The sequence below is a fragment of the Flavobacterium xinjiangense genome, assembly GCF_900142885.1.
Lineage (GTDB): Bacteria > Bacteroidota > Bacteroidia > Flavobacteriales > Flavobacteriaceae > Flavobacterium > Flavobacterium xinjiangense.
In genome coordinates, this window is the sequence record NZ_FRCL01000021.1 from 19,093 (window position 1) to 41,819 (window position 22,727).

The following is a 22,727-nucleotide window of genomic DNA, read 5'->3' on the forward strand; positions in this document are numbered from 1 at the left end:
TTTTTGAATTTTCATTTAGATCGATGTACTTTTTAAAAATGTGGATTTTTCTTATTTGAATTTTAAAATTCTAATCCGTTATATATTTATATTTGTCGCAGAAAGCTGTAATAACAGTTTTTTTTAAATAATATACCAGCCATGTTGACCGCTCTTCAATTACAGCATTTGTCAGAGTCATTAGAAGGAACACTTTTATACGACGAACTTCACAAAACGATTTATGCAACGGATGCCTCCGCTTATAGAATTATGCCTCTTGCTGTAGCACTTCCTAAAAACGAAGGTGATATCATTAAACTGATTCGGTTTGCCAATGAAAATAAAATTTCGCTTACGCCCAGAACTGCCGGGACTTCATTAGCAGGACAAACTGTGGGTAATGGAATTATTGTAGATGTTTCAAAATATTTTACCAAAATTGTTTCTTTTGATGCAGAAAAAAAGACAATAACCGTTCAGCCGGGAGTGATTCGGGATGAACTGAATTTGTACTTAAAGCCTTATGGTTTGTTTTTTGGCCCTAATACTTCGACCTCAAATCGATGCATGATAGGAGGAATGGTAGGGAATAATTCCTCTGGAACTACATCTATTCGTTATGGAGTTACCCGTGATAAAATAGTGGAGATTAAAGCTATTTTGAGTGATGGATCGAAAGCGGAATTTAAGGAACTTTCTTCGGCAGAATTTATAGAGAAAACAAAAGGCGATTCACTGGAAAGTAAAATTTATAAATCAATTTATGAGGAACTTTCGAATGGAGAAAACCAAAAAGAAATCTACAACCAGTTTCCAAAACCAGAAATTCACCGAAGAAATACAGGATATGCCGTCGATTTATTATTGAAATCCGAATTATTTTCAGGTACAGAAAAAACAATAAATCTGGGAAAACTCCTTTGCGGAAGCGAAGGAACTCTAGCCTTTACAACTGAAGTTATCCTGAAAGTGGATGTTTTGCCGCCTACGAATAATATTATGGTCGTGGCGCATTTTCATTCCATCCAAGAAAGTTTAGAAGCGGTGGTTACAGCGATGAAACATCATTTGTATACCTGCGAAATGATGGATGACACTATTTTGAATTGTACCAAAACTAATAGGGAACAAGCCAAAAACAGATTTTTCATACAAGGAGAACCAAAGGCAGTTATCATGCTCGAAGTGGCTTCTTCCATTAGTATGGATGATGCTGAATTACAAGCCAACGCTTTGATTGCTGATCTTGAAAATAATAATTTTGGATATGCTTTGCCAAAAATTTACGGATCAGATATTGATAAAATAAATGAGTTACGAAAAGCGGGTCTTGGACTTTTAGGAAGTATTGTTGGAGATGATAAAGCAGCCGATTCTATTGAGGATACTGCTGTTGAGTTAAGTGATTTGCCTAATTATATTGCTGATTTTTCGGCAATGATGAAAAGTCATGGGCAGGACGCGATATATTATGCTCATGCTGGTGCTGGGGAAATTCACTTGCGTCCCATATTAAACCTAAAAACAAAAGAAGGACTATACCAATTTAGAGCCATTGCTACAGAAGTGGCACATCTGGTAAAAAAATACAGAGGTTCATTAAGTGGAGAACACGGTGACGGAATAGTTCGTGGCGAGTTTTTACCGTTCATGATTGGAGAAAAGAATTATGAATTACTAAAACGAATAAAAGCCGCTTTCGATCCCAATACTATTTTGAATGAAGGAAAAATAGTTAACGCGTTGAAAATGGATGAAAATCTAAGGGTGGAAGCGGGTAGAGTAGAACCGGATATTCAAACGATTCAGGATTTCTCAGACAGTATGGGGATTTTGAGATTGGCTGAAAAATGCAACGGTTCGGGTGATTGCAGGAAATTGCCTTCTGCAGGCGGCACTTTATGTCCAAGTTATCGCGCTACACGCAATGAAAAAGATACGACAAGGGCTCGAGCCAATGCGCTGAGAGAATACTTAACGCATTCAGAAAAAGACAATAAGTTTAATCACGAAGAATTGTATAAAGTATTTGAACTCTGTGTAAGTTGCAAAGCCTGCGCCAGTGAGTGTCCAAGTAATGTAGATGTAGCCGCTTTGAAGGCGGAGTTTTTATACCAATACCAAAAAGCAAACGGATTCTCTTTGCGAAACAAAATATTTGCTTACAATTCTAAATTGAATCAGCTGGGAAGTATTGCTCCATCCGTAACTAATTTTATAGTAAATCTTCCAATGATAAAAAGTGTAATGGGAATTGCACCAAAAAGAGAAGTTCCATTATTAGCAAAAACGACCCTTCGAAAATGGATTGAGAAAAATAAGTCAAAGCAATTACCTACTTCTTTTATAAATGGAAAACTCTATTTATTTTGTGACGAGTTTACAAATTATTACGATGTTTCAGTTGGTATAGATGCCTATGAATTATTGACAAATTTGGGTTACGAAGTACTCTTGATTGACCATGAGGAAAGCGGAAGGGCTTTTATATCCAAAGGTTTTCTGGAGGAGGCAAAAACAATTGCCAATAAAAACGTTACTATTTTTTCGACTATTATTACTGCCGACGTTCCTTTAATAGGTATTGAGCCATCCGCGATATTGACTTTCAGAGATGAGTATTTGCGTTTGGCAGATGACAAAGAAACTGCCGAACAATTATCGAAAAACGTTTATACTATCGAAGAGTTTTTTAAGAAGGAAATAACAAAAAATAAAATCCATTCCGGGCAATTTTCAGATATCCAAAAAACGATAAAAATTCACGGACACTGTCATCAAAAATCATTGAGTTCTGTTGAAGCGACTTTTGCAATGTTGAACTTACCAAAAAACAGCTCGGTTACCATTTATAACTCGGGATGTTGTGGGATGGCAGGTTCTTTTGGTTATGAAAAAGAGCATTATGATATTAGTATGCAAATGGGCGAAGATACTTTATTTCCAAAAATAAGAGCTACTGATGAGACTATTTCAATTGCTGCTGCTGGTACAAGTTGTCGTCATCAGATTTTTGATGGGACAAATAGAAAAGCCTTGCATCCGGTTACAATTTTGAAAACTTGTTTGAAGTAATTTGATAAGGAATTAGTGAATAATTTTTTTTTCGAAAAAAATAAAAATTGCAATTGATTATTTTTAAATAAGATTACATTTGAAAATGTTATTTTCAAACAATTTGTTTACAATGTTTTGACTTTTTGGTAATGTCAAATTTCTGAATTAGCATTAAAGTTAAAATCAAATTAAAAAACAGCACATTTTTATTCATCAATTATAATTGTTTATTGTTTTTGATTTTTGAATAAAATTTACATTATTTGCAAAATAAAAGCTCAAAAATTACGGTATATTAATATTTAATGATAAAATTTACAATATGGCATTGAAGGGTTTATTCAGAAAGAAAACAGTACAAGACATTTTAAAACAAGTTGAAAAGAATAATGCGGATGGACATAATGCGTTAGGAAAACATTTGACAGCTCGCGATTTGACCGCTTTTGGAATCGCAGCAATTGTTGGTGCCGGTATTTTTAGTACAATTGGTAAAGCAAGTGCTGATGGAGGTCCTGCTGTTATCTTCTTATTCTTGTTTACCGCCATAGCGTGTAGCTTTGCAGCCTTTGCTTATGCCGAATTTGCTTCGATGGTGCCCGTATCCGGAAGTGCTTATACTTATTCCTACGTTGCTTTTGGAGAAATTATAGCCTGGATTATAGGTTGGGCATTAATAATGGAATATGCCGTAGGAAATATAACGGTCGCCATATCCTGGAGCGATTATTTTACTGGATTGCTCGATAGTATGGGAATTCACCTGCCGCAATATGCCCAAATGGATTATTTATCTGCTTCCAATGGTTTTAAAGATGCTACTGCTTTAATGCAAGGAGGGAAAACATTTGAAAACTTAAGTTTAGCAACACAAGGGGCTTATACAGCATGGACTACTTCGCCGGTTATTGGTTCTTTTCACCTAGTGGCTGATTTACCTGCTTTGTTGATCATTGTATTGATTACTGCTTTAGTATATCGTGGGATGAAAGAATCTCGTAATGCCAGTAATATAATGGTTGTTGTAAAATTATGTATTGTACTTTTAGTAATAGCAGTAGGGATTTTTTATGTAGATGTTGATAACTGGCATCCGTTTGCGCCTAATGGAGCAGCGGGAGTTTTAAAAGGAGTTTCGGCGGTATTCTTTGCCTATATTGGCTTTGATGCTATTTCGACAACTGCCGAAGAATGTAAAGATCCACAGCGTGATTTACCAAAAGGAATGATGTGGGCCATTATTATTTGTACCCTATTATATATAGCAATTGCTTTAGTCTTAACTGGAATGGTAAGTTACAACGAATTGAATGTTGGAGATCCGTTAGCATTCGTATTTGATAAATTGCATTTAAAATGGATGTCGGGAATTATTGCAGTAAGTGCAGTAATTGCTATGGCGAGTGTTTTATTAGTATTTCAAATGGGACAACCGCGTATCTGGATGAGTATGAGTCGTGATGGGTTATTGCCAAAACGTTTTTCTAAAGTGCATCCTAAATTCAAAACTCCCTCTTATGCTACAATCGTTACCGGTTTTGTAGTGGCAATTCCTGCTTTGTTTTTGAATCTAACTATGGTTACGGATTTATGTAGTATAGGAACTTTATTTGCCTTTGTATTGGTTTGTGCGGGAGTTTTGGCTTTACAAAACAGAACAGATATTCCTCGTGGGAAATTCAAAACACCTTACGTGAATTCAAAATTCATCATGCCCGTTTTATTGATTATGGGATTGGTTTTTTCTTTTGGATACAACAAAAAAAATACTATGGATTTCATTACTAATGAAACTCAAATCAATAATTCAGCTGATATTATTACGTCTTTAAATAAAGAAGAAACTCAAAAAGTATATGATTATTTAGTAAGTGTTGATGCTAAAAATGCGACGACAGGAACGCCGGATTTAGAAGTTTTATTGAGCCAGTACCAACAAGATGATGCCAAATATGCTTCCGTAATTTCTGATTTACCAGTTGCGGATTCCATTAAATATGAAAGTGGTTTTGGTTTGTTTAAACACAAAATTCCAATGTGGATTTTTCTACTTGTTTTGGTTGGATTGTCCGTTTGGTCTTTCAAAGAAAATTTATCATTGATTCCATTATTAGGATTGATCTGCTGTTTGTATATGATGGCTGAATTAAGTGTTTGGAACTGGATTTACTTTACGATATGGTTACTAATAGGTCTGGTAATTTATTTTGGCTTCAGCCGTAATAACAGTAAATTGAATTCGATAGAAGCTTAATTTTTAAGTTACAAGTATAAAAAAAGCGTTTTGGAAATATGTTTCAAAACGCTTTTTTATTTTTATAATCAATTGTTTTTATTGAAAGGATAGTTTGCTAGTAAATTGCATTTAATATACCAAAAAAACTATCAATTTATTTCTTCTGCTGAAAATCAGGATGTCCGCATTGCCATAATGCAAAAGCAAATTGGTCAGCAAAATTAGCAAATGTAACATCTTTATCCTCTGTGAAATGCCCGTTATCATAATTCACTTTCATTAATACGGGTTTGCCGGATGTAGAAGCATTTTGAACTGCAGCTGCAAATTTCCCCAGCTGCCATGCTATAACTCGTGGGTCATTCCATCCAGCAACACACATAACGGCAGGATATTTAACACCAGTTTTTACATGTTGCATTCCATCCATCTCATATAACGCTTTGCATTCGGATTCGTCTTTCACAGTACCGAATTCGGGTATGTTAACTGGGCCATTTGAAGAAAATTCTGCGCGCATCGCATTAGCAACACCGACATTACATATAGCGGCGGCAAATAAATCAGGTCTTTCGGTAATAGCTCTTGAAATTAATATTCCTCCGGCGCTCGTGCCGGTTCCAGCCAATTTGTTTGATGATGTATATCCCTTCGCTACTAAATAATCTCCGCAACTAATAAAATCTTTCCAAGTATTGGGTTTTGTAGTTTTGTATCCTGCCTTGTACCAATCTTGACCTTTTTCACTGCCTCCACGTACATGGGGAATGGCAATCACTACGCCTTTTACAGCTAATGAATTTTCAAAAACATTAAACCAAGGAGACATGCTGATGCCATAAGCCCCATAACTATCCATTAGACAAACGTTAGAACCGTCTTTTTTTGACCCTTTTTTATAAATAATTGAAAGTGGTATCATTACGCCATCGTGTCCTTTTACTTCTACTTCTTCGACTACCAAATTTTTGTAGGAATTTGGATAAACTGCCGGTTTGTTGAATGGACTTTCAGTAAAGGTATTCGTACTGGCATTGTACAAGAATTCAGTATAGGGTTTGTTCCAGGAAGTAATGGATATAAAACAATCATTGGTTTTAGTATCGACGCAAGAAATATTTATTAAACCAGTATAAGGTAACTTTATTTCGGTCGTTGTTTGGTCTTTAATATTGTACTTATATGCATGGTTGTTGATACCATCACTATAATTGAGTAATAGGAAATCCTTGCAACGGGTAAAATATTCTAGTGTTTGAGATTCTTTCTCACTTCCGATTGTTTTAGCTGTAGCCCAATTTGGATTTTTTAAATTGGTAGCAATAAGTTTATAGTTTTTTGCATCTTTATATGTTATAGAATATATGTTGTCACCATCCATATCTACACTGCGTACTAATTTATCATCTAAAGCACTAAGTGATTTCCACTGAATGTTTCCAGAATACAATTGAGCGATAGGAGCATAGTAAAATTTCATTTCTCTTTGCACTGTACCTTCTCCTGCAAAAATATAGTCTTTTGAGTCTTTGACAAAAAAGGCAAAAGGATAGGCTTTAGCTTCAATGTTTAAAGCAGGGTAGCTTTCATTACTAAAAAAATCAATATCAGTTTTTACATCCGTACCCAATTTATGTAATTTAGTTTTTGGGTTTAAACGGCCTGTAGGGTCTGCATTATCGGCAGATTTAATCCACATATACATGAAAGCATTATTATCAAAAGTCCAACTTCCCGGTCCGGCAGTGGCGGGTATAATATCAGGGAGAAATTGCTTGGTGTCTACATTCATAACTTGTATTGTTGATACTTCTGCACCACTCTCAGAATAGGCTATCACTAATTTTGTAGCATCATAACTAGGTATGATTTGCTGTACTGATAACGTTTTTCCAGGGATAAAAGTTAGCGGGTCAAAAAGCAACTGTTCTTTTCCTTGCATTCCTTCTCGGTAATATACTTTGCTTACTTTTTCTCCGGGAATTCTTTTTTGATAAAAGATTCTCCCATTTTCTTTTATTGGATAATAGTAGACTGGCGGCTGAAGTTTGTCTAGTTTTTTCCATTCTGCAATAAGTTCATCTCTACCGGAAATTTTACTCATTATATTGTTCGTAAGATCTGCCTGTTCTTTAAACCAGGAGATGACATCTGGGCTTTTTAAATCTTCTAACCAACGATAGGGATCGTTGTAAGTCATTCCAAAATAAGTATCAGTAGTATCACCTGTTTTCGTTTTTGGATAATTCCATTGAGCAAAAAGTGTCGAGCTCAACATTAATAACAACAAAGAGGAAGCAATTTTTTTCATAATAATATTAATTTTATGGTTAAAAATAGAATTCTAAGGTGTTTTAGTTATTAACTTCTTTTTTGGGATGGGAAGTTATCGACTAATTGTAGATTCGTGCATAGCTACTTTCGTAACAATACTTAAAATTTGGATTTGTTTGATTTTGAGGGTTTTATATGTGGTGTAGGGTAATCAAATATACTAAAATTTAGGAAGAATAATCGTGTTTTTGAAAAAAAATAACGATGCATATTTTTGGTATTCTTGTTGTTAAAATTAGATGTCATGCACTTTTAATCGGGAACATCTGAGTTTTAAATAAAAAAAAAACCGTTCGAAATGGCTTTCAAACGGCTCTTAACAAAAAAACTAAAAAAATATTATGCTGTCAAAACTGCTTCTGACGTTAGTATTTCCAATTCCATCATACATGATTTCATCATTTTATAGGTTCTTTCGATGTCGTTGTCTAAACCAATAGAAAAACGGATTAAACCGTCAGTCAATCCCATTTCTATTTGTTCATCCATTGGAATTTCACTAGATGTTGAAGTTCCCGGTGCGCTAAATAAGGTTTTGTAAAATCCTAAACTCACAGCAAGGTAACCCAGATTTTTTGCTTGCATCAATTCCATTAATTCATTGGCTTTTGCCAAAGTCCCTACGTCTAATGTCATCATTCCGCCAAAACCATATTCAGGATTAATCATCGTTTTATAGATTTCGTGGCTTGGATGACTTGCTAATCCGGGATAAACTGTTTTTAGTCCGTCTTTTTCAAAACGTTGGGCAAGATACATCGCATTGTGGCTGTGTTGTTTCATTCGAATATGTAGTGTGCGTAAGTTTTTCATCACACTCGCCGAACGTAAACTATCCATTGTGGGACCAAGTAACATGCTGGCTCCACTATTTACATTTTTTAAGCTGTCAATAAATTCTTGTGACGCACAAGTTACACCACCCACCGTATCACTGCTTCCGTTGATGTATTTTGTCAAACTGTGAATCACAATATCAGCGCCTAATCTTGCCGGAGAAACGGATAATGGTGAAAAAGTATTGTCAACCACAAGCGTTAAATTATGTCTTTTTGCAATTTTTGCTAAACCTTCAATGTCAGCAACTTCCAGTAAAGGATTACTCACCGTTTCACAGTACAAAACTTTAGTTTCAGGAGTAATTGCAGCTTCTACAATATCTAATTTCGTGATATCAACGAATGTTGTTTTAATGCCTAATCTCGGAGTGAAATTTTTCAGGAAAGCGTATGTTCCGCCATATATTGTTCTGCTGGAAACAATGTGATCACCAGTTCCACATAATTGCAATAGAGTAGGAGTGATCGCACCCATTCCTGAAGCCGAAACATTTGCAGATTCTGTTCCTTCCATTGCTGCCAATGCTTTGTCCAAATATAAATTACTTGGTGAAGAATGACGCGAGTACAAGTAGCACCCTTCCATGTTGCCTTCAAAAGTATCAAACATCGTCTTTGCCGAAAGGAAAGTATAGGTTGATGAATCAGAAATTGATGGATTTACACCACCAAATTCGCCAAAATACTGTAAATCCTGAATGTTGTCTGCGGGATTGAAATTTTTCATAGTTTATGTTTAATCGTTTGTTTAGGAGCTATTTCCAGCTATTCGTTTCAATCTTTTCTTTTTTAAAGAAAAAAAGAAAAGGATTTTCACTGCTATCTGGGCTAGAAATCTCGGATGCAACAAGAAATCTAATTCAAAATAACAGTGTTCTAGATTAATAATCAACACTATCATTTAATATTGGATTTTAAAACTATAAAATTATTTATATGTAAATTAATTTTCTAAATTAGCTTTCTAAATAGGATTTATATAGATTTTATTTCACTTCAAATACTTCAAAATAATGACACTAGACGCCATCGATAAAAAACTGCTTTTTTTATTACAATCCGATAGTAAAAAAACAACCAAAGAACTTTCTTTAAAACTCAATCTTTCGGTTACTGCCGTTTACGAACGAATCAAAAAACTGGAAAGAGAAGGAATTATCGATAAATACGTCGTGTTAGTGAATCGTTCGAAAGTCGAGAAAGGATTTGTGGTTTTCTGTCATCTTAAATTGATACAGCACACCAAAGAGTTTCTTACGAAGTTCGAAAGTGAAGTGGTGAAACTAAAGGAAGTTTTAGAATGCCATCATGTGAGCGGTGATTACGATTATATCCTGAAAATAGTGGTAAAAGATATGGAAGCCTATCGGGAATTTTTGGTTACAAAACTGACCACTTTGCAGCATATAGGTAGCACGCACAGTACTTTTATGATTAGTGAAGTGAAAAACACTACCGTTGTTGATATATAAATGTCGCTTGTTTTATTGCCTTTAAATAATTAAATTTGGAATAAATCAGTTGTCCCATGAAAACTAAGGAAATTAGACAGAAGCTTATTGTGAATTTTGGAAAACTTATCCAGGATGATTCAAAATTAGTCGTTTTGGAAGGAATATTTGACGCTATTTTAAACGAAGAAAAAGCTTCTATAGTTTCGGATAACCAGTATCAAAAAGTGGAAGAAGCCAGAGCCGACTATCATTCCGGAAATAGTTTTGCAACTTCTTGGGAAGATTTGGAAAAGCAATTAAATGCTAAATATGGTTTTTAAAATTGTTATTTCAAAATTAGCAGAAATTGAAATAATCGAGGCTATTGAATTTTATGAAAGTAGAAAAAAGGGATTAGGGAAAGATTTTTTTGTTTATCTGAAAGGATATTTAAAAATATTAAAAATGAATCCTGAACTATTCCCACTAAAAAAAGAACCGTTTTTCAGAGAATTATCCCTTAAAAAATTCCCTTTTGTAATTATTTATGAAGTATTTAATGATGAAATTATAATTTACTCTGTTTTCCACACTTATAGAGATCCTTCTAAAAAGCCATAAATAATTTTTCGGCGAATATTTGGTTATGTCATTTTCATAACAAAAAACCTTCTGAATTAAACTTTAAACAAAACTTAATTCCTTAATTTTGTGCAACATTTTATAAAAACATCATAAAAAAATATACTATGAGTTCATTTGACGTAGTCATTATAGGTTCTGGACCAGGCGGATATGTATCAGCAATTCGTTGTGCACAGTTGGGTTTCAAAACAGCAATTATCGAAAAATATTCCACTCTTGGAGGAACTTGCTTGAATGTAGGTTGTATCCCTTCAAAAGCATTGCTTGCTTCTTCTCATCATTACAGCGAAATTGCTCATTTTGCAGACCACGGAATTGAAGTTTCAGGTGAAGTAAAAGTGAACCTTGAAAAAATGATTGCGCGCAAACAAGCTGTTGTTGATCAAACTTCAGGTGGAGTGAAATTTTTAATGGACAAAAATAAAATTACCGTTCTCGAAGGATTGGGTTCTTTTGTAGATGCTACGCACGTTGCTGTTGCAAAAGCAGATGGAACTTCTGAAACTATCGAAGCTAAAAATATCATTATTGCTACAGGTTCAAAACCATCTTCTTTGCCATTTATCAAAATCGATAAAGAAAGAATCATTACTTCAACTGAAGCGTTGAAATTGCCTGAAGTACCAAAACATTTGGTGATTATTGGTGGTGGAGTTATTGGAATCGAATTAGGTCAAGTGTACTTGAGATTGGGAGCGCAAGTTTCTGTAGTAGAATTCATGGACCGAATCATTCCAGGAATGGATGCTTCATTGTCTAAAGAATTGACGAAAGTATTGAAAAAACAAGGCATGAAATTCTACGTTTCACACAAAGTGAAGTCGGTAGAAAGAAATGGCGACATCGTTGCTGTTCAAGCTGAAAATGCAAAAGGAGAAACGATTACACTTGAAGGAAACTATGCATTGGTTTCTGTAGGCCGTCGTCCGTACACTGATGGATTGAATGCGGATAAAGCAGGAGTGAAAATCTCAGACAGAGGGATGGTCGAAGTGAATGATCATTTGCAAACGAACATTCCCAATATCTATGCTATCGGAGATGTGGTTCGTGGAGCAATGTTAGCGCACAAAGCGGAAGAAGAAGGAACTATGGTTGCTGAAATATTAGCCGGTCAAAAACCACATATTGACTATAACTTGATTCCTGGTGTGGTTTACACTTGGCCAGAAGTGGCTGCAGTTGGGCAAACAGAAGAGCAATTGAAAGCCGCTGGAGTAGATTTCAAGTCAGGAAGTTTCCCTTTCAAAGCTTTAGGTCGTGCTCGTGCTGGTGGAGATTTAGACGGATTTGTAAAAATTCTTGCTGATGCAAAAACAGATGAAGTTCTTGGAGTTCACATGATTGGTGCTCGTTGTGCTGATTTAATTGCTGAAGCAGTGACGGCAATGGAATTCAAAGCATCTGCCGAAGATATTTCCAGAATGTCTCATGCTCATCCAACATTTGCAGAAGCGATAAAAGAAGCAGCACTTGCCGCAACAGATAATAGAGCGTTGCACGTGTAAGCAGAAAAATATATTTTAATATAAAGAAACCCGTCTCCTTTTAATAGAAGACGGGTTTTTTCAATATATAGGACTAAAATTATTTAGCTACAAATAGGCTTTTGTAATTTTCCCAATGGCTAAAGATTAAGAAGATATTTCCAAAAAATACAAATAAAGCAATTGGCAAGTTATCTGGCGTTAGGAAAAAATTAATCAATAATATATTTAAAGTAACGGGCAAAATGATAAGGTTAGCAAGCGTTACATATCGACCGGTAATAAATGAAATTCCGCAAAGAAATTCTAAAGATTTTGCTAAAGGCATCAAATAAGTAGACGCCATTAAACCGACATTAAAAGCTTTGAAGTTTCCGGTTGTTTCAGCCTCAGGAGATAGGTGTAAAAAGAAACTGATTGAGGTGTAGAGAAATAATAGGCCAAGTAAAGATCGAATAATGATGATTGCAATTTTCATGATATATGGTTTTATTGGTTACACATTAAAAATATACTATTATCACATAGCACTTTTATTCCTGTACAAAACTGACCAGTGGAATCCGTCTAAATCAGCAAACTATGCCTTCAATTTAGACACCCTATTGCCGTTTCCTATAAATTGCACCACTAATATCAATTGCATTTTAACCATTTCATCTACCTTTTCTTTGCTCTCAGCATCAATGGTAATAAAGACTTTCGTCTTTTTATGGGTATTATAATTGTATTCAAAATCAATCTACTATAACAAATTTACAAAAAAAGAAGCTAATTTATACAGTAATCTCTTATTGAAGGATATATTTTATTGTAATTTTGAATTTTAAAGATATATAGTAATTGAGAACTTCAATTTTTAAGCAAATTTCGGATCCAAAGTTGTTTAAACAGCAACTTTTATTTTGGGGACAGCAATTTCGTGAAATCGTTTTTATGGATAGCAATGAATATCCGCAACAGTATTCCAGTTATGATTGTATTCTTGCTGTAGATGCTTTTACTGCTATTAAAACCGACTATCATAACGCTTTCGAAGATTTAAAACAATACCAGCAAATTACCAAAGATTGGCTTTTTGGCTATTTGTCGTACGATTTAAAAAACGATGTGGAACATTTAAAATCCAATAATTTTGATGGGTTGGGTTTTCCCGATTTGTTTTTCTTTCAGCCCAAAAAAATATTTTTATTGAAAGGGAATGATCTCGAAATTCAATACCTCAATATGTGTGATGATGAAGCGGAGGAAGATTTTGAAGAAATAAGTGTTCAGTGTTCAGTGTTCAGTAATCAGAATTCACAAATAGAGATTCAACAACGAATCCCGAAGGAAAATTATCTTCAAAAAGTTTCGAAATTATTAGAACACATTCATCAAGGCGATATTTATGAGGTTAATTTTTGTATGGAGTTTTTTGCTGAAAATACAACGATTGATCCTATCGAAAAATTCACAAAACTCAACGAAATTTCTCGGCCACCATTCGCCGTTTTTTTTAAAAACAACAACTATTTTTTACTCTCGGCGACACCGGAACGTTATCTGAGGAAAGAAGGAGAAGTATTAATTTCACAACCTATTAAAGGAACAAGCAAACGATTTTCTGACCCAATTGAAGATGAAAAATCAAAAATGCAATTGGCTTCAGACCCAAAAGAACGTGCCGAAAATATTATGATTACTGATTTAGTTCGGAATGATTTGTCCCGAACCGCTCAAAAAGGTTCTGTTGAAGTTACTGAATTGTGTGCTATTTATTCTTTTATGCAAGTGCACCAGATGATTTCTACAGTTACTGCAAAATTAGATCATCAGTACTCCGCTGTGGATGTTATAAAAACTACTTTTCCTATGGGAAGTATGACTGGAGCGCCAAAAATTTCGGCATTAAAAATTATTGAAGAAATGGAAGAAACAAAACGTGGTTTGTATAGCGGCGCCGTAGGTTATTTTACGCCAAGTGGCGATTTTGATTTCAATGTGGTTATCCGCAGTATTTTGTACAATGCCGAAAAGAAATACGTTTCGTTTTCAGTAGGAAGTGCGATTACTTCGCAATCCATTCCTGAAAAGGAATATGAGGAATGTTTGCTTAAAGCCAAAGCAATGCTTGAAGTTTTAAGCTAAATCGGAATGAATTAATTACTTTTGAAAATGATGCAAAAAATACTAGATCATCTGAACCAAAATTTCCAGTTTTTAAAAGGGAAAAAGTTGCTTCTTGCCACAAGCGGAGGATTAGACAGTATGGTTATGGCACATTTGTTCCATAAGCTAAATTATGAAATAGCCATAGCGCATTGCAATTTTCAACTTCGGGGAATAGAAAGTTTTGACGATCAAAAATTTGTTCAGGAATATGCTGATGCGAATACGATTCCTATTTTTGTAACACAATTTGACACTACTGCTTTTGCCCAAGACTATAAATTATCTACTCAAGTTGCCGCACGGGAATTGCGATACAACTGGTTTTATGAGCTTTTGGAAACAGAAAAGTACGACTATATTCTGACCGCACATCACGCTGATGATAATTTAGAAACCTTTCTTATTAATCTTAGTCGAGGTACCGGATTAGAAGGTCTGACGGGAATTCCGGAGCAAAATGAAAATATAATTCGGCCGCTATTGCTGTTTTCAAGACAAGAAATTGAAAATTATGCGAAAGAAAACAAGATAGAATGGAGGGAAGACAGCAGCAACGCTTCCGATAAATACCTTCGAAATAAAATTCGGCATTATTTAGTTCCGATGCTAAAAGAGTTAAATCCAAATTTCATCACCTCTTTTCAAAAGACACAAACTTATTTGCAGGAAGCGCAAGACATGGTTGAAGATGCTTCAATTATGGTTTATCAGCAAGTCGCGAAGAAAGATGGGGATGATATTCATTTTGATTTGAAGCAGTTAAAGAAACTGCCTAATTTCAAATCGTATTTGTACCAGTGGCTGAATGAATTTGGATTTGCGGCCTGGGACGATATTTATGATTTGGTCGAAAGCCAATCTGGCAAACAGGTTTTTTCTTCGGAGTTTCGATTATTGAAAGACAGGGATTCCTTAATCCTTAGCCCGATAAATTTCGTAGATAAAGAGGAAGAATATTTCATTGATGAAAATCAGCAAGACGTTAAGATTCCCTTAAATATTTCGTTTTGTAAAGTAGCCGACATAAGTTTAGTTTCAAATACGACTATATTTGTTGATGCGGATAAATTACAATTCCCGTTGGTTTTGCGCCATTGGAATGAAGGAGCTATTTTTCAGCCGTTTGGGATGGAAGGCAAATCCAAGAAAGTCAGTAAGCTCTTTAAAGACGAAAAATTGTCATTGATCGATAAAGAAAATAAGTGGCTTTTATATTCCAATAATGAAATAGTCTGGGTAATTGGAATTCGTCAGGATGAACGCTTTAGAATAGAAAATACAACAAAAAATATACTTAAAATACAATTAGAATAATGAGGAAGATTATCTTTTTACTACTTGTTTTTTTGGCTTTCGCCAAAGGAAATGCACAGATTCTGGATCCTGCAAAATGGACCACCAAAATTGAGAAAAAATCCGAGAATACGTATCTATTGACTTTTAATGCTGTCATTGAAAAAGACTGGCATATGTATTCGCAGTTTACTCCAGATGGAGGACCGCTGGCATTAGAAGTTATTTTCAAAAATCAAAAAGGCAATTATAACTTAGTTGGCAAAGCCAAAGAAAGCAAAACGACCACCACTTTTAATGATGTTTTTGGTGTAAATGAAACTTATTTTCATGATAAGGCCCAAATTCAGCAACAGGTTACCATCACCAATCCAAAGCTTACTACAATTGAAGTCGATTTGAATTATCAGGTTTGTAAAGAAGCGTGTATTAATTTAGAGAAAAAATTCACTTTTGTAATTCCTTCATCTTTAAAAACGGCAGTTGATGCAACAAAAAAAGATATTACTGCTATAGATACTGTAAAAATAGATACAACAGTCGCAAAACCGGAAGTAGAAAAAGCGACCGTAATTCCTGCAAAAGTTAGTATGCCGGATGCTAATCCAGTGACCGAACGGGGTTTGTGGTCTATATTTTTCATCGCTTTTTTCTCAGGATTTGCCGCGTTGCTTACGCCTTGTGTTTTCCCTATGATTCCCATGACGGTAAGTTTCTTTACCAAGCAAAGTAAATCAAGAGCCAAAGGAATTAAAAATGCGCTTATTTACGGGGTTTCAATTATATTAATTTATGTAGTACTAGGGTTTTTAGTTACCTGGATTTTTGGTGCGGGTGCTCTGAATGCTTTGTCTACCAATGTTTGGTTTAATATCATTTTCTTCCTTTTATTGATTGTTTTTGCATTTTCATTTCTGGGTGCATTCGAAATCATGTTGCCGCAATCGTGGGCTAATAAAGTAGACAGTCAGGCAGACAGGGGAGGAATAGTCGGAATTTTATTTATGGCATTGGCACTTGCAATTGTATCTTTTTCCTGTACGGGACCTATTGTAGGGACACTATTGGTTGAAGCTGCTTCCAAGGGAGGTATCGCGCCAATTATAGGAATGTTCGGTTTTTCATTGGCATTAGCCTTACCATTTATGCTGTTTGCCATGTTCCCGGGTTGGTTGCATTCTTTACCAAAATCAGGTGGATGGCTTAACACCGTAAAAGTAGTTTTGGGTTTTCTGGAATTGGCTTTGGCTTTCAAATTTTTGTCGAATGCTGATTTAGTTTTGCAATTGCATTTATTGGAAAGAGAAGTTTTCTTGGCCATTTGGATTGCTATTTTTGGAGTTTTGGCCTTTTATTTATTCGGAAAAATTACTTTGCCGCACGATAGTCCTTTACCACATATTTCTGTGGGTAGATTATCTTTTGGACTAGTTGTTTTAATGTTTACCATTTATTTAATACCTGGACTTTGGGGAGCACCGTTAAAATTAATCAATGCTTTTCCGCCGCCAATGGAATATAGCGAAAGCCCAATGGGTTTTGGAGGTTCTGGAGTAACGGAATCGTCTGTTGCTTTACCGGATGGAGCCAAAAGTGGACCACACGGTCTGGTTGTTTTTGATGATTATGAAAAAGGCTTGGCTTACGCCAAAACGGTAAATAAACCCATAATGCTTGATTTTACGGGTTATGCCTGTGTGAATTGTAGAAAAATGGAAAACAATGTTTGGTCTGATGCTCGTGTTTTATCCCAATTGAAAAATGAAGTAGTTTTAATTTCATTGTACGTGGATGATAAACGGGAATTGCCTAAAGAAGAACAATCTGTTTCCAAAACTACTGGAGCCGAAATCACAACTACAGGGGATAAATGGACTGATTTTATGATTTTGAAATATAAAACCAATACCCAGCCATTGTATGTTTTAACCGATTTAGAAGGGAATAGTTTAAATGAAAACAAACCAACTATTAGTTATGTAGGAGTGGATGAATATGCCAATTGGTTAAAAACCGGAATATCCAAATTCAAAAAATAGAATCTCAAAATATTTTTTTAAAATATTCAAACCTGTTCAATTCTTTGGGCAGGTTTTTTTTATGCAGTGTATCTAATTACACACCGTATTTTAAATGTTATTTAAACGATTTAAAGTACCACAACAACTTTATTACAGCTATTGTTCATGACATTGTTCGTATTTTAAAATAAAGTCTTCCTTTTATTTTACAGCATTACTCCATATTATTTTTTGATTGAATAGTTCTAAATTAAATATAGATTTTAATAAGAAAGCAATTCATTTTTAGTTGAGAAAGTAGTTTTGATTTTAGCGTCAAATTAGATTTCTATTTTTTTTGAATCAAAATAAGGAATGCAAATGTTGATAAATTCCTGTTTGCTTTTCTTTTATTCTTCTAAAAAATACAAAATAGGTAGTTCGTAGTTTTTTTTATTCTGTTAATCGGAAATGTATAAAAAATAATACTAATGTATTCTTAATTATTTAACTTAGTCTGTAAGTATTTGAAATTTAAGTGATTATTGTAAGATTTTTTGTTTTAAAAAGGCATAAATTTTATAAAATTATGTTAATTGGTACAACTTCCAAAAAGTTCCTTCAGAATATAGATTTCTAAGTAAAGCAGCTCTAATTCGTTATTTTATTATTTTAATTCAATTAGTTATGAAGACATTTTTACACAAATCTCATTTTTTATCGATTGTTTTTTTAATAGCCAATTTGATTTTTGCAAGTGTATCTTTTGGTCAGGCAACTGTTTCAACTGATTTACTGGATTATCCGCCCGGATCAACAGCTATGATTACGGGTTCTGGATTTCAGGATGGTGAGTATGTTGAATTACATGTGCATCATGCAGACGGAGATCCTTTAGGAACCGATCCCCAATATCATCAACCTTTTTATGCGACCGCAGATGCTTCAGGTAACTTCACTACATCTTGGTATGTGCCAACTGAAGCAGAAGGTGATGCCGCTGGAGCAACATTAAATTTGGAGGCGCATGGTAACATGGGGTCAGTAGCTGATTGGGTGTTTTCGGATAGTGTGACTTCAGTTAATATTACGTCTCCAACTACTGCAAGTCCTGTAAGTGTTCCTGCTGGATGTGATGTCACTATTAACTACAGTTACACGGGATCTAATGCAGGGGCAAATGGTACTGCTACAATAAGCGTAAAATCAGGTGCAACTGTAATTGTTAGTGGAACTCAAGATGCACCAAAAGGAAACAATTCTAATTCTATTATTTTAACAATTCCATCAGGTACTACAGTTGGAAACTACAATGTTGAGGTTAATGTAAACCAAGTTGGATCAGTAACAACTTCACAGACCAATGCTATCAATGTGACTGCAGCACTAACTGCTGCAGCTGCAGGAGCTGATCAAACAGTTTGTGCTACTACTGCAATACTTGCTGGTAATACTGCAACCGTGGGTACAGGTACTTGGACATTAATAAGTGGTTCTGGAACTATAACAACAGCTGGCTCTCCAACATCTGGCATAACTGCACTTGGTGTAGGTGCAAACACTTTCCGTTGGACTATTGCAAGCGGAGCTTGTTCGAATTTTGATGAAGTAGTGATTACGGTTCGCCCAACACCTACAGCAACTGTCAGTGGAACGACCACGGTTTGTCAAAATGCAACAGCACCGAATATCACATTTACTAATCCGCAAACTTTATCAATAACTGTAACCTACAATATTAATGGAGGAACAAATACAACTGTTAATGTAGGAGCAAGCACGACAGCAACGATAGCAGCACCAACAACAACTGCAGGTACATTTAATTATAACCTTGTAAGTGTAGTTTATCAAACCGCACCAAGTTGTACCAATTCGGTTTCAGGAACAGCAACTGTAACAGTTCGTCCAACACCAACGGCAACTATCAGTGGGACGACAACAGTTTGTCAAAATGCAACTGCTCCAAACGTAACATTTACCAATCCACAAAGCATTGCTGTAACAGTTACCTATAAAATAAATGCAGGATCAAATCTTACAATAAATGTTCCTGCAAGTTCAACAGCTACAGTAGCAGCACCAACAGGCAGTGCAGGTGCATTTGCGTATACGCTGGTAAGTGTTGCTTACCAGGATGCGACACCCGGATGCTCCAATCCTATTTCTGGAACAGCAACTGTAACAGTTCGTGCAACACCGACAGCAACTATAAGTGGAGCAACCACAGTATGCCAGAATGGTAGTGCACCAAACATAACATTTACTAATCCGCAAACATTACCGATCACCATTACTTATAATATAAATGGAGGAACAAATACTACAATTGATGTAGCTGCCAGTACAACAGCAACGGTAGCAGCACCAACAGGCACTGCAGGTTCATTTGCTTACAACCTTGTAAGTATAATCTACCAGGATGCAACACCTTCCTGTTCTAATACTATATCAGGATCAGCAACTGTTACAGTTCGTCCAACACCTACTGCAACTATTAGTGTAACAACAACAGTATGCCAGGGTGGAACTGCTCCTAATATAACTTTCACAAACCCGCAGGCTTTACCAATAACTGTTACATATAATATTAACGGGGGAACAAATACAACAGTTAATGTTGCAGCAAGTACAACAACAACGGTGGCAGCGCCAACAGGTACTGCCGGTTCATTTGCTTATAATCTTGTAAGTGTAGTTTATCAAACTGCACCAACTTGTTCAAACCCGGTTTCAGGAACAGCAACTGTTACAGTAAGACCAACACCAACAGCAAGCATTAGTGGAACAACAACAGTTTGTCAAAGTGCAATTGCACCAAATATAACTTTCACTAACCCGCAGGCTTTACCAATAACTGTTACATATAATATTAATGGAGGAACAAATACAACAGTAAATGTTGGAGCAAGTACAACTGCGACTGTTACAGCGCCAACCGGTACAGCAGGTGCATTTGCCTATAACCTTGTAAGTGTAATTTACCAGGATACAACTGCATCTTGTTCCAATACAATTTCTGGGTCAGCAACAGTAACTGTAACTGCAACTGTTGGAACGCCGACTACACCAACACCATCGGCTTCAACTATCTGCCAGGGCAGTGCAAATACTATATATATTAGTTCAGCTACGAATGCTACCAGTTATAATTGGTCAGTGACAGGAATTGGTAATACTATTTCAGGAACAGGTACTACAGGAACTGTAAGTTGGAATCCAGCTTTTACAGGCACTGCAACCATTAGTGTAACAGCAAATGGATGTAAAAGTCCAACTGCACCAAATATAACTTTCACTAACCCGCAGGCTTTACCAATAACTGTTACATATAATATTAATGGAGGAACAAATACAACAGTAAATGTTGGAGCAAGTACAACTGCGACTGTTACAGCGCCAACCGTTACAGCAGGTGCATTTGCCTATAACCTTGTAAGTGTAATTTATCAGGATGCAACTCCATCTTGTTCCAATACAATTTCTGGGTCAGCAACAGTAACTGTAACTGCAACTGTTGGAACGCCGACTACACCAACACCATCGGCTTCAACTATTTGCCAGGGCAGTGCAAATACTACATATACTAGTTCAGCTACGAATGCTACCAGTTATAATTGGTCAGTGACAGGAACTGGTAATACTATTTCAGGAACAGGTACTACAGGAACTGTAAGTTGGAATCCAGCTTTTACAGGTATTGCAACCATTAGTGTAACAGCAAATGGATGTAACGGTCCATCTGCTTCTGCTTCCACGACAGTAACAGTTCGTCCAACACCTACTGCATCTGTTAGCGGAATAACAACAGTTTGCCAGGGAGCTACTGCACCAAATATAACATTCACTAATCCGCAAACATTACCAGTAACAGTTACTTATAATATTAATGGAGGAACAAATACAACAGTAAATGTTGGTGCAAGTACAACTGCGACTGTTGCTTCGTCAACAGCAACAGCAGGAACTTTTACATATAACCTGGTTAGTGTAGTTTATCAAGCGGCACCAAGTTGTTCTAATATAATTTCAGGAACAGCAACAGTAACTGTGAATCCAAGACCAACCGGCGTTATTAGTGGAACACAAACTATATGTGCAGGAAGTAGTACTACATTAAGTATCGCTGTAACCGGAACAGGTCCATGGAGCGGAACATTATCAAACGGTGATCCATTCAGTGGCAGCAGCAGCCCAATCAGTGTGTCAGTCAATGTTGCTGGAACATACACGATTGCTACATTAAGTGATGCTAATTGTACTGCAAGTGTGGGGGATAAAAAAGGTAGCGCAGCTGTAACAGTTCGTTCAACACCAACGGCTACAATTTCAATTAATGGCGCTAGTCCAATTTGTTCAGGTTCTTCTTCCTCAATAAAGTTTAGTGGTCCCAATAATGGAATAGTGACATATAATATCAACGGAGGTGGCAATCTGAGTGCAAGTCTTAATAATGGAGGAAACTTTATTTTAACAACAGCGGCTCTTACTTCCGATACAACTTATAATCTTGTTAGTGTCGCTTATGGGGATGCGCCAAACTGCAGTACTGTTGAAAGTGGTAGTGTAACAATAACGGTGAATCAACCACCAACCTTTACGGCTTGTCCTTCTAATTTTTCACAAAATACAGACGTAGGTGTTTGTACTGCAGTTGTTAACTATACTGCAACAGCATCCGGTACACCTGCACCAACATATACATATTCTTTAAGTGGCGCAACAACAGTAGCAACAACAAGTGGTACCGGAAGCGGCGCAACTTTCAATAAAGGAGTAACAACAGTTACTATTACTGCTACTAATACATGTGGAAATGCTATATGTGTATTTACGGTGACTGTTAATGATAGCCAAAACCCAACAATTACAGCTCCCGCAGCAGTAAGCGTAAGTTCTGATGCTGGAATATGTACTTATGCAAGTTCACAGTTAACAGCTCCAACAGCGGCAGATAATTGCAGCGTGGCAAGTGTTGTAGCTTCTCCTGCTACTTTAGCTTTGGGAAGCAACACAGTAACCTGGACAGTAACAGACGGATCAGGCTTAACAGCAACATCAACACAATCAGTAACGGTTGTAGATAATCAAAATCCAACGATAGCAACAGCAGCAGCGATCAGCGTAAATGCAGATGCGGGTGTATGTAGTTATGCAAGTTCACAATTAACTGCACCAACATCAGCAGATAATTGCAGTGTTGCAAGTGTTGTTGCTACTCCGGCTATTTTAGTTGCTGGAGCCAATACGGTAACTTGGACAGTAAC

General features: G+C 35.9%; 13 protein-coding genes. 10 read left to right on the forward strand and 3 right to left on the reverse strand.

Annotated elements, in window-relative coordinates:
• The first annotated feature begins 141 nt into the window (after positions 1-141).
• Both BUC23_RS16540 and BUC23_RS16545 read left to right on the forward strand, forming a co-directional pair.
• Complete coding sequence (locus BUC23_RS16540) at positions 142-3,057, forward strand: FAD-binding and (Fe-S)-binding domain-containing protein (protein ID WP_073211592.1); 2,916 nt, start codon at positions 142-144, stop codon at positions 3,055-3,057.
• 304 nt (positions 3,058-3,361) lie between these two features.
• Positions 3,362-5,293: an amino acid permease gene (locus BUC23_RS16545; protein WP_073211595.1), complete on the forward strand. Its 1,932-nt coding sequence runs from the start codon at positions 3,362-3,364 to the stop codon at positions 5,291-5,293.
• Between the two features lie 136 nt (positions 5,294-5,429).
• Here BUC23_RS16545 and BUC23_RS16550 read toward each other — a convergent pair whose 3' ends face one another.
• Positions 5,430-7,586, reverse strand: a complete 2,157-nt coding sequence (locus BUC23_RS16550) for a prolyl oligopeptidase family serine peptidase (RefSeq protein ID WP_073211598.1) — start codon at positions 7,584-7,586, stop codon at positions 5,430-5,432.
• 362 nt (positions 7,587-7,948) lie between these two features.
• Entirely contained in the window at positions 7,949-9,175 is a 1,227-nt protein-coding gene (locus BUC23_RS16555; RefSeq protein WP_073211601.1) for an aminotransferase class I/II-fold pyridoxal phosphate-dependent enzyme, read from the reverse strand.
• 286 nt (positions 9,176-9,461) lie between these two features.
• Between BUC23_RS16555 and BUC23_RS16560 the strand changes: the two genes are divergently transcribed.
• From BUC23_RS16560 to lpdA, 4 genes are all read left to right on the forward strand, one after another.
• Complete coding sequence (locus BUC23_RS16560; protein WP_073211604.1) at positions 9,462-9,920, forward strand: Lrp/AsnC family transcriptional regulator; 459 nt, start codon at positions 9,462-9,464, stop codon at positions 9,918-9,920.
• A gap of 56 nt (positions 9,921-9,976) precedes the next feature.
• Positions 9,977-10,222 (forward strand): hypothetical protein, encoded by a 246-nt coding sequence (locus BUC23_RS16565; RefSeq protein WP_073211606.1) that lies wholly within the window; start codon positions 9,977-9,979, stop codon positions 10,220-10,222.
• A complete protein-coding gene (locus BUC23_RS16570) occupies positions 10,212-10,502 on the forward strand; it encodes a type II toxin-antitoxin system RelE/ParE family toxin (RefSeq protein WP_073211638.1) in 291 nt (96 codons plus the stop codon). Before BUC23_RS16565 ends, BUC23_RS16570 begins: the two co-directional genes overlap by 11 nt.
• A 128-nt stretch (positions 10,503-10,630) precedes the next feature.
• Positions 10,631-12,034 carry a dihydrolipoyl dehydrogenase gene (gene lpdA, locus BUC23_RS16575; RefSeq protein ID WP_073211609.1) on the forward strand — a complete coding sequence of 468 codons (1,404 nt, stop codon included), beginning with the start codon at positions 10,631-10,633 and terminating at the stop codon, positions 12,032-12,034.
• A gap of 79 nt (positions 12,035-12,113) precedes the next feature.
• Here lpdA and BUC23_RS16580 read toward each other — a convergent pair whose 3' ends face one another.
• Positions 12,114-12,491 carry a DoxX family membrane protein gene (locus BUC23_RS16580; RefSeq protein WP_073211612.1) on the reverse strand — a complete coding sequence of 126 codons (378 nt, stop codon included), beginning with the start codon at positions 12,489-12,491 and terminating at the stop codon, positions 12,114-12,116.
• A 365-nt stretch (positions 12,492-12,856) separates the two neighbouring features.
• Between BUC23_RS16580 and BUC23_RS16585 the strand changes: the two genes are divergently transcribed.
• The 4 genes from BUC23_RS16585 to BUC23_RS16600 all read left to right on the forward strand — a co-directional run.
• A complete protein-coding gene (locus BUC23_RS16585) occupies positions 12,857-14,143 on the forward strand; it encodes an anthranilate synthase component I family protein (protein ID WP_073211616.1) in 1,287 nt (428 codons plus the stop codon).
• A gap of 27 nt (positions 14,144-14,170) precedes the next feature.
• Positions 14,171-15,481: a tRNA lysidine(34) synthetase TilS gene (gene tilS / locus BUC23_RS16590; RefSeq protein ID WP_073211619.1), complete on the forward strand. Its 1,311-nt coding sequence runs from the start codon at positions 14,171-14,173 to the stop codon at positions 15,479-15,481.
• Positions 15,481-17,499, forward strand: a complete 2,019-nt coding sequence (locus tag BUC23_RS16595) for a protein-disulfide reductase DsbD family protein (protein ID WP_073211622.1) — start codon at positions 15,481-15,483, stop codon at positions 17,497-17,499. The genes tilS and BUC23_RS16595 overlap by 1 nt, the downstream gene beginning before the upstream one ends.
• Before the next feature lie 648 nt (positions 17,500-18,147).
• Positions 18,148-22,727: beta strand repeat-containing protein (locus BUC23_RS16600; RefSeq protein ID WP_139259965.1), on the forward strand; the 4,580-nt coding region annotated here is incomplete at its 3' end.

Coding starts and splice junctions, on each gene's coding strand:
- BUC23_RS16540 (WP_073211592.1), top strand. CDS start 142: ATGTTGACCGCTCTTCAATTACAGCATTTGTCAGAGTCATTAGAAGGA.
- BUC23_RS16545 (WP_073211595.1), top strand. CDS start 3,362: ATGGCATTGAAGGGTTTATTCAGAAAGAAAACAGTACAAGACATTTTA.
- BUC23_RS16550 (WP_073211598.1), bottom strand. CDS start 7,586: ATGAAAAAAATTGCTTCCTCTTTGTTGTTATTAATGTTGAGCTCGACA.
- BUC23_RS16555 (WP_073211601.1), bottom strand. CDS start 9,175: ATGAAAAATTTCAATCCCGCAGACAACATTCAGGATTTACAGTATTTT.
- BUC23_RS16560 (WP_073211604.1), top strand. CDS start 9,462: ATGACACTAGACGCCATCGATAAAAAACTGCTTTTTTTATTACAATCC.
- BUC23_RS16565 (WP_073211606.1), top strand. CDS start 9,977: ATGAAAACTAAGGAAATTAGACAGAAGCTTATTGTGAATTTTGGAAAA.
- BUC23_RS16570 (WP_073211638.1), top strand. CDS start 10,212: ATGGTTTTTAAAATTGTTATTTCAAAATTAGCAGAAATTGAAATAATC.
- lpdA (WP_073211609.1), top strand. CDS start 10,631: ATGAGTTCATTTGACGTAGTCATTATAGGTTCTGGACCAGGCGGATAT.
- BUC23_RS16580 (WP_073211612.1), bottom strand. CDS start 12,491: ATGAAAATTGCAATCATCATTATTCGATCTTTACTTGGCCTATTATTT.
- tilS (WP_073211619.1), top strand. CDS start 14,171: ATGATGCAAAAAATACTAGATCATCTGAACCAAAATTTCCAGTTTTTA.
- BUC23_RS16595 (WP_073211622.1), top strand. CDS start 15,481: ATGAGGAAGATTATCTTTTTACTACTTGTTTTTTTGGCTTTCGCCAAA.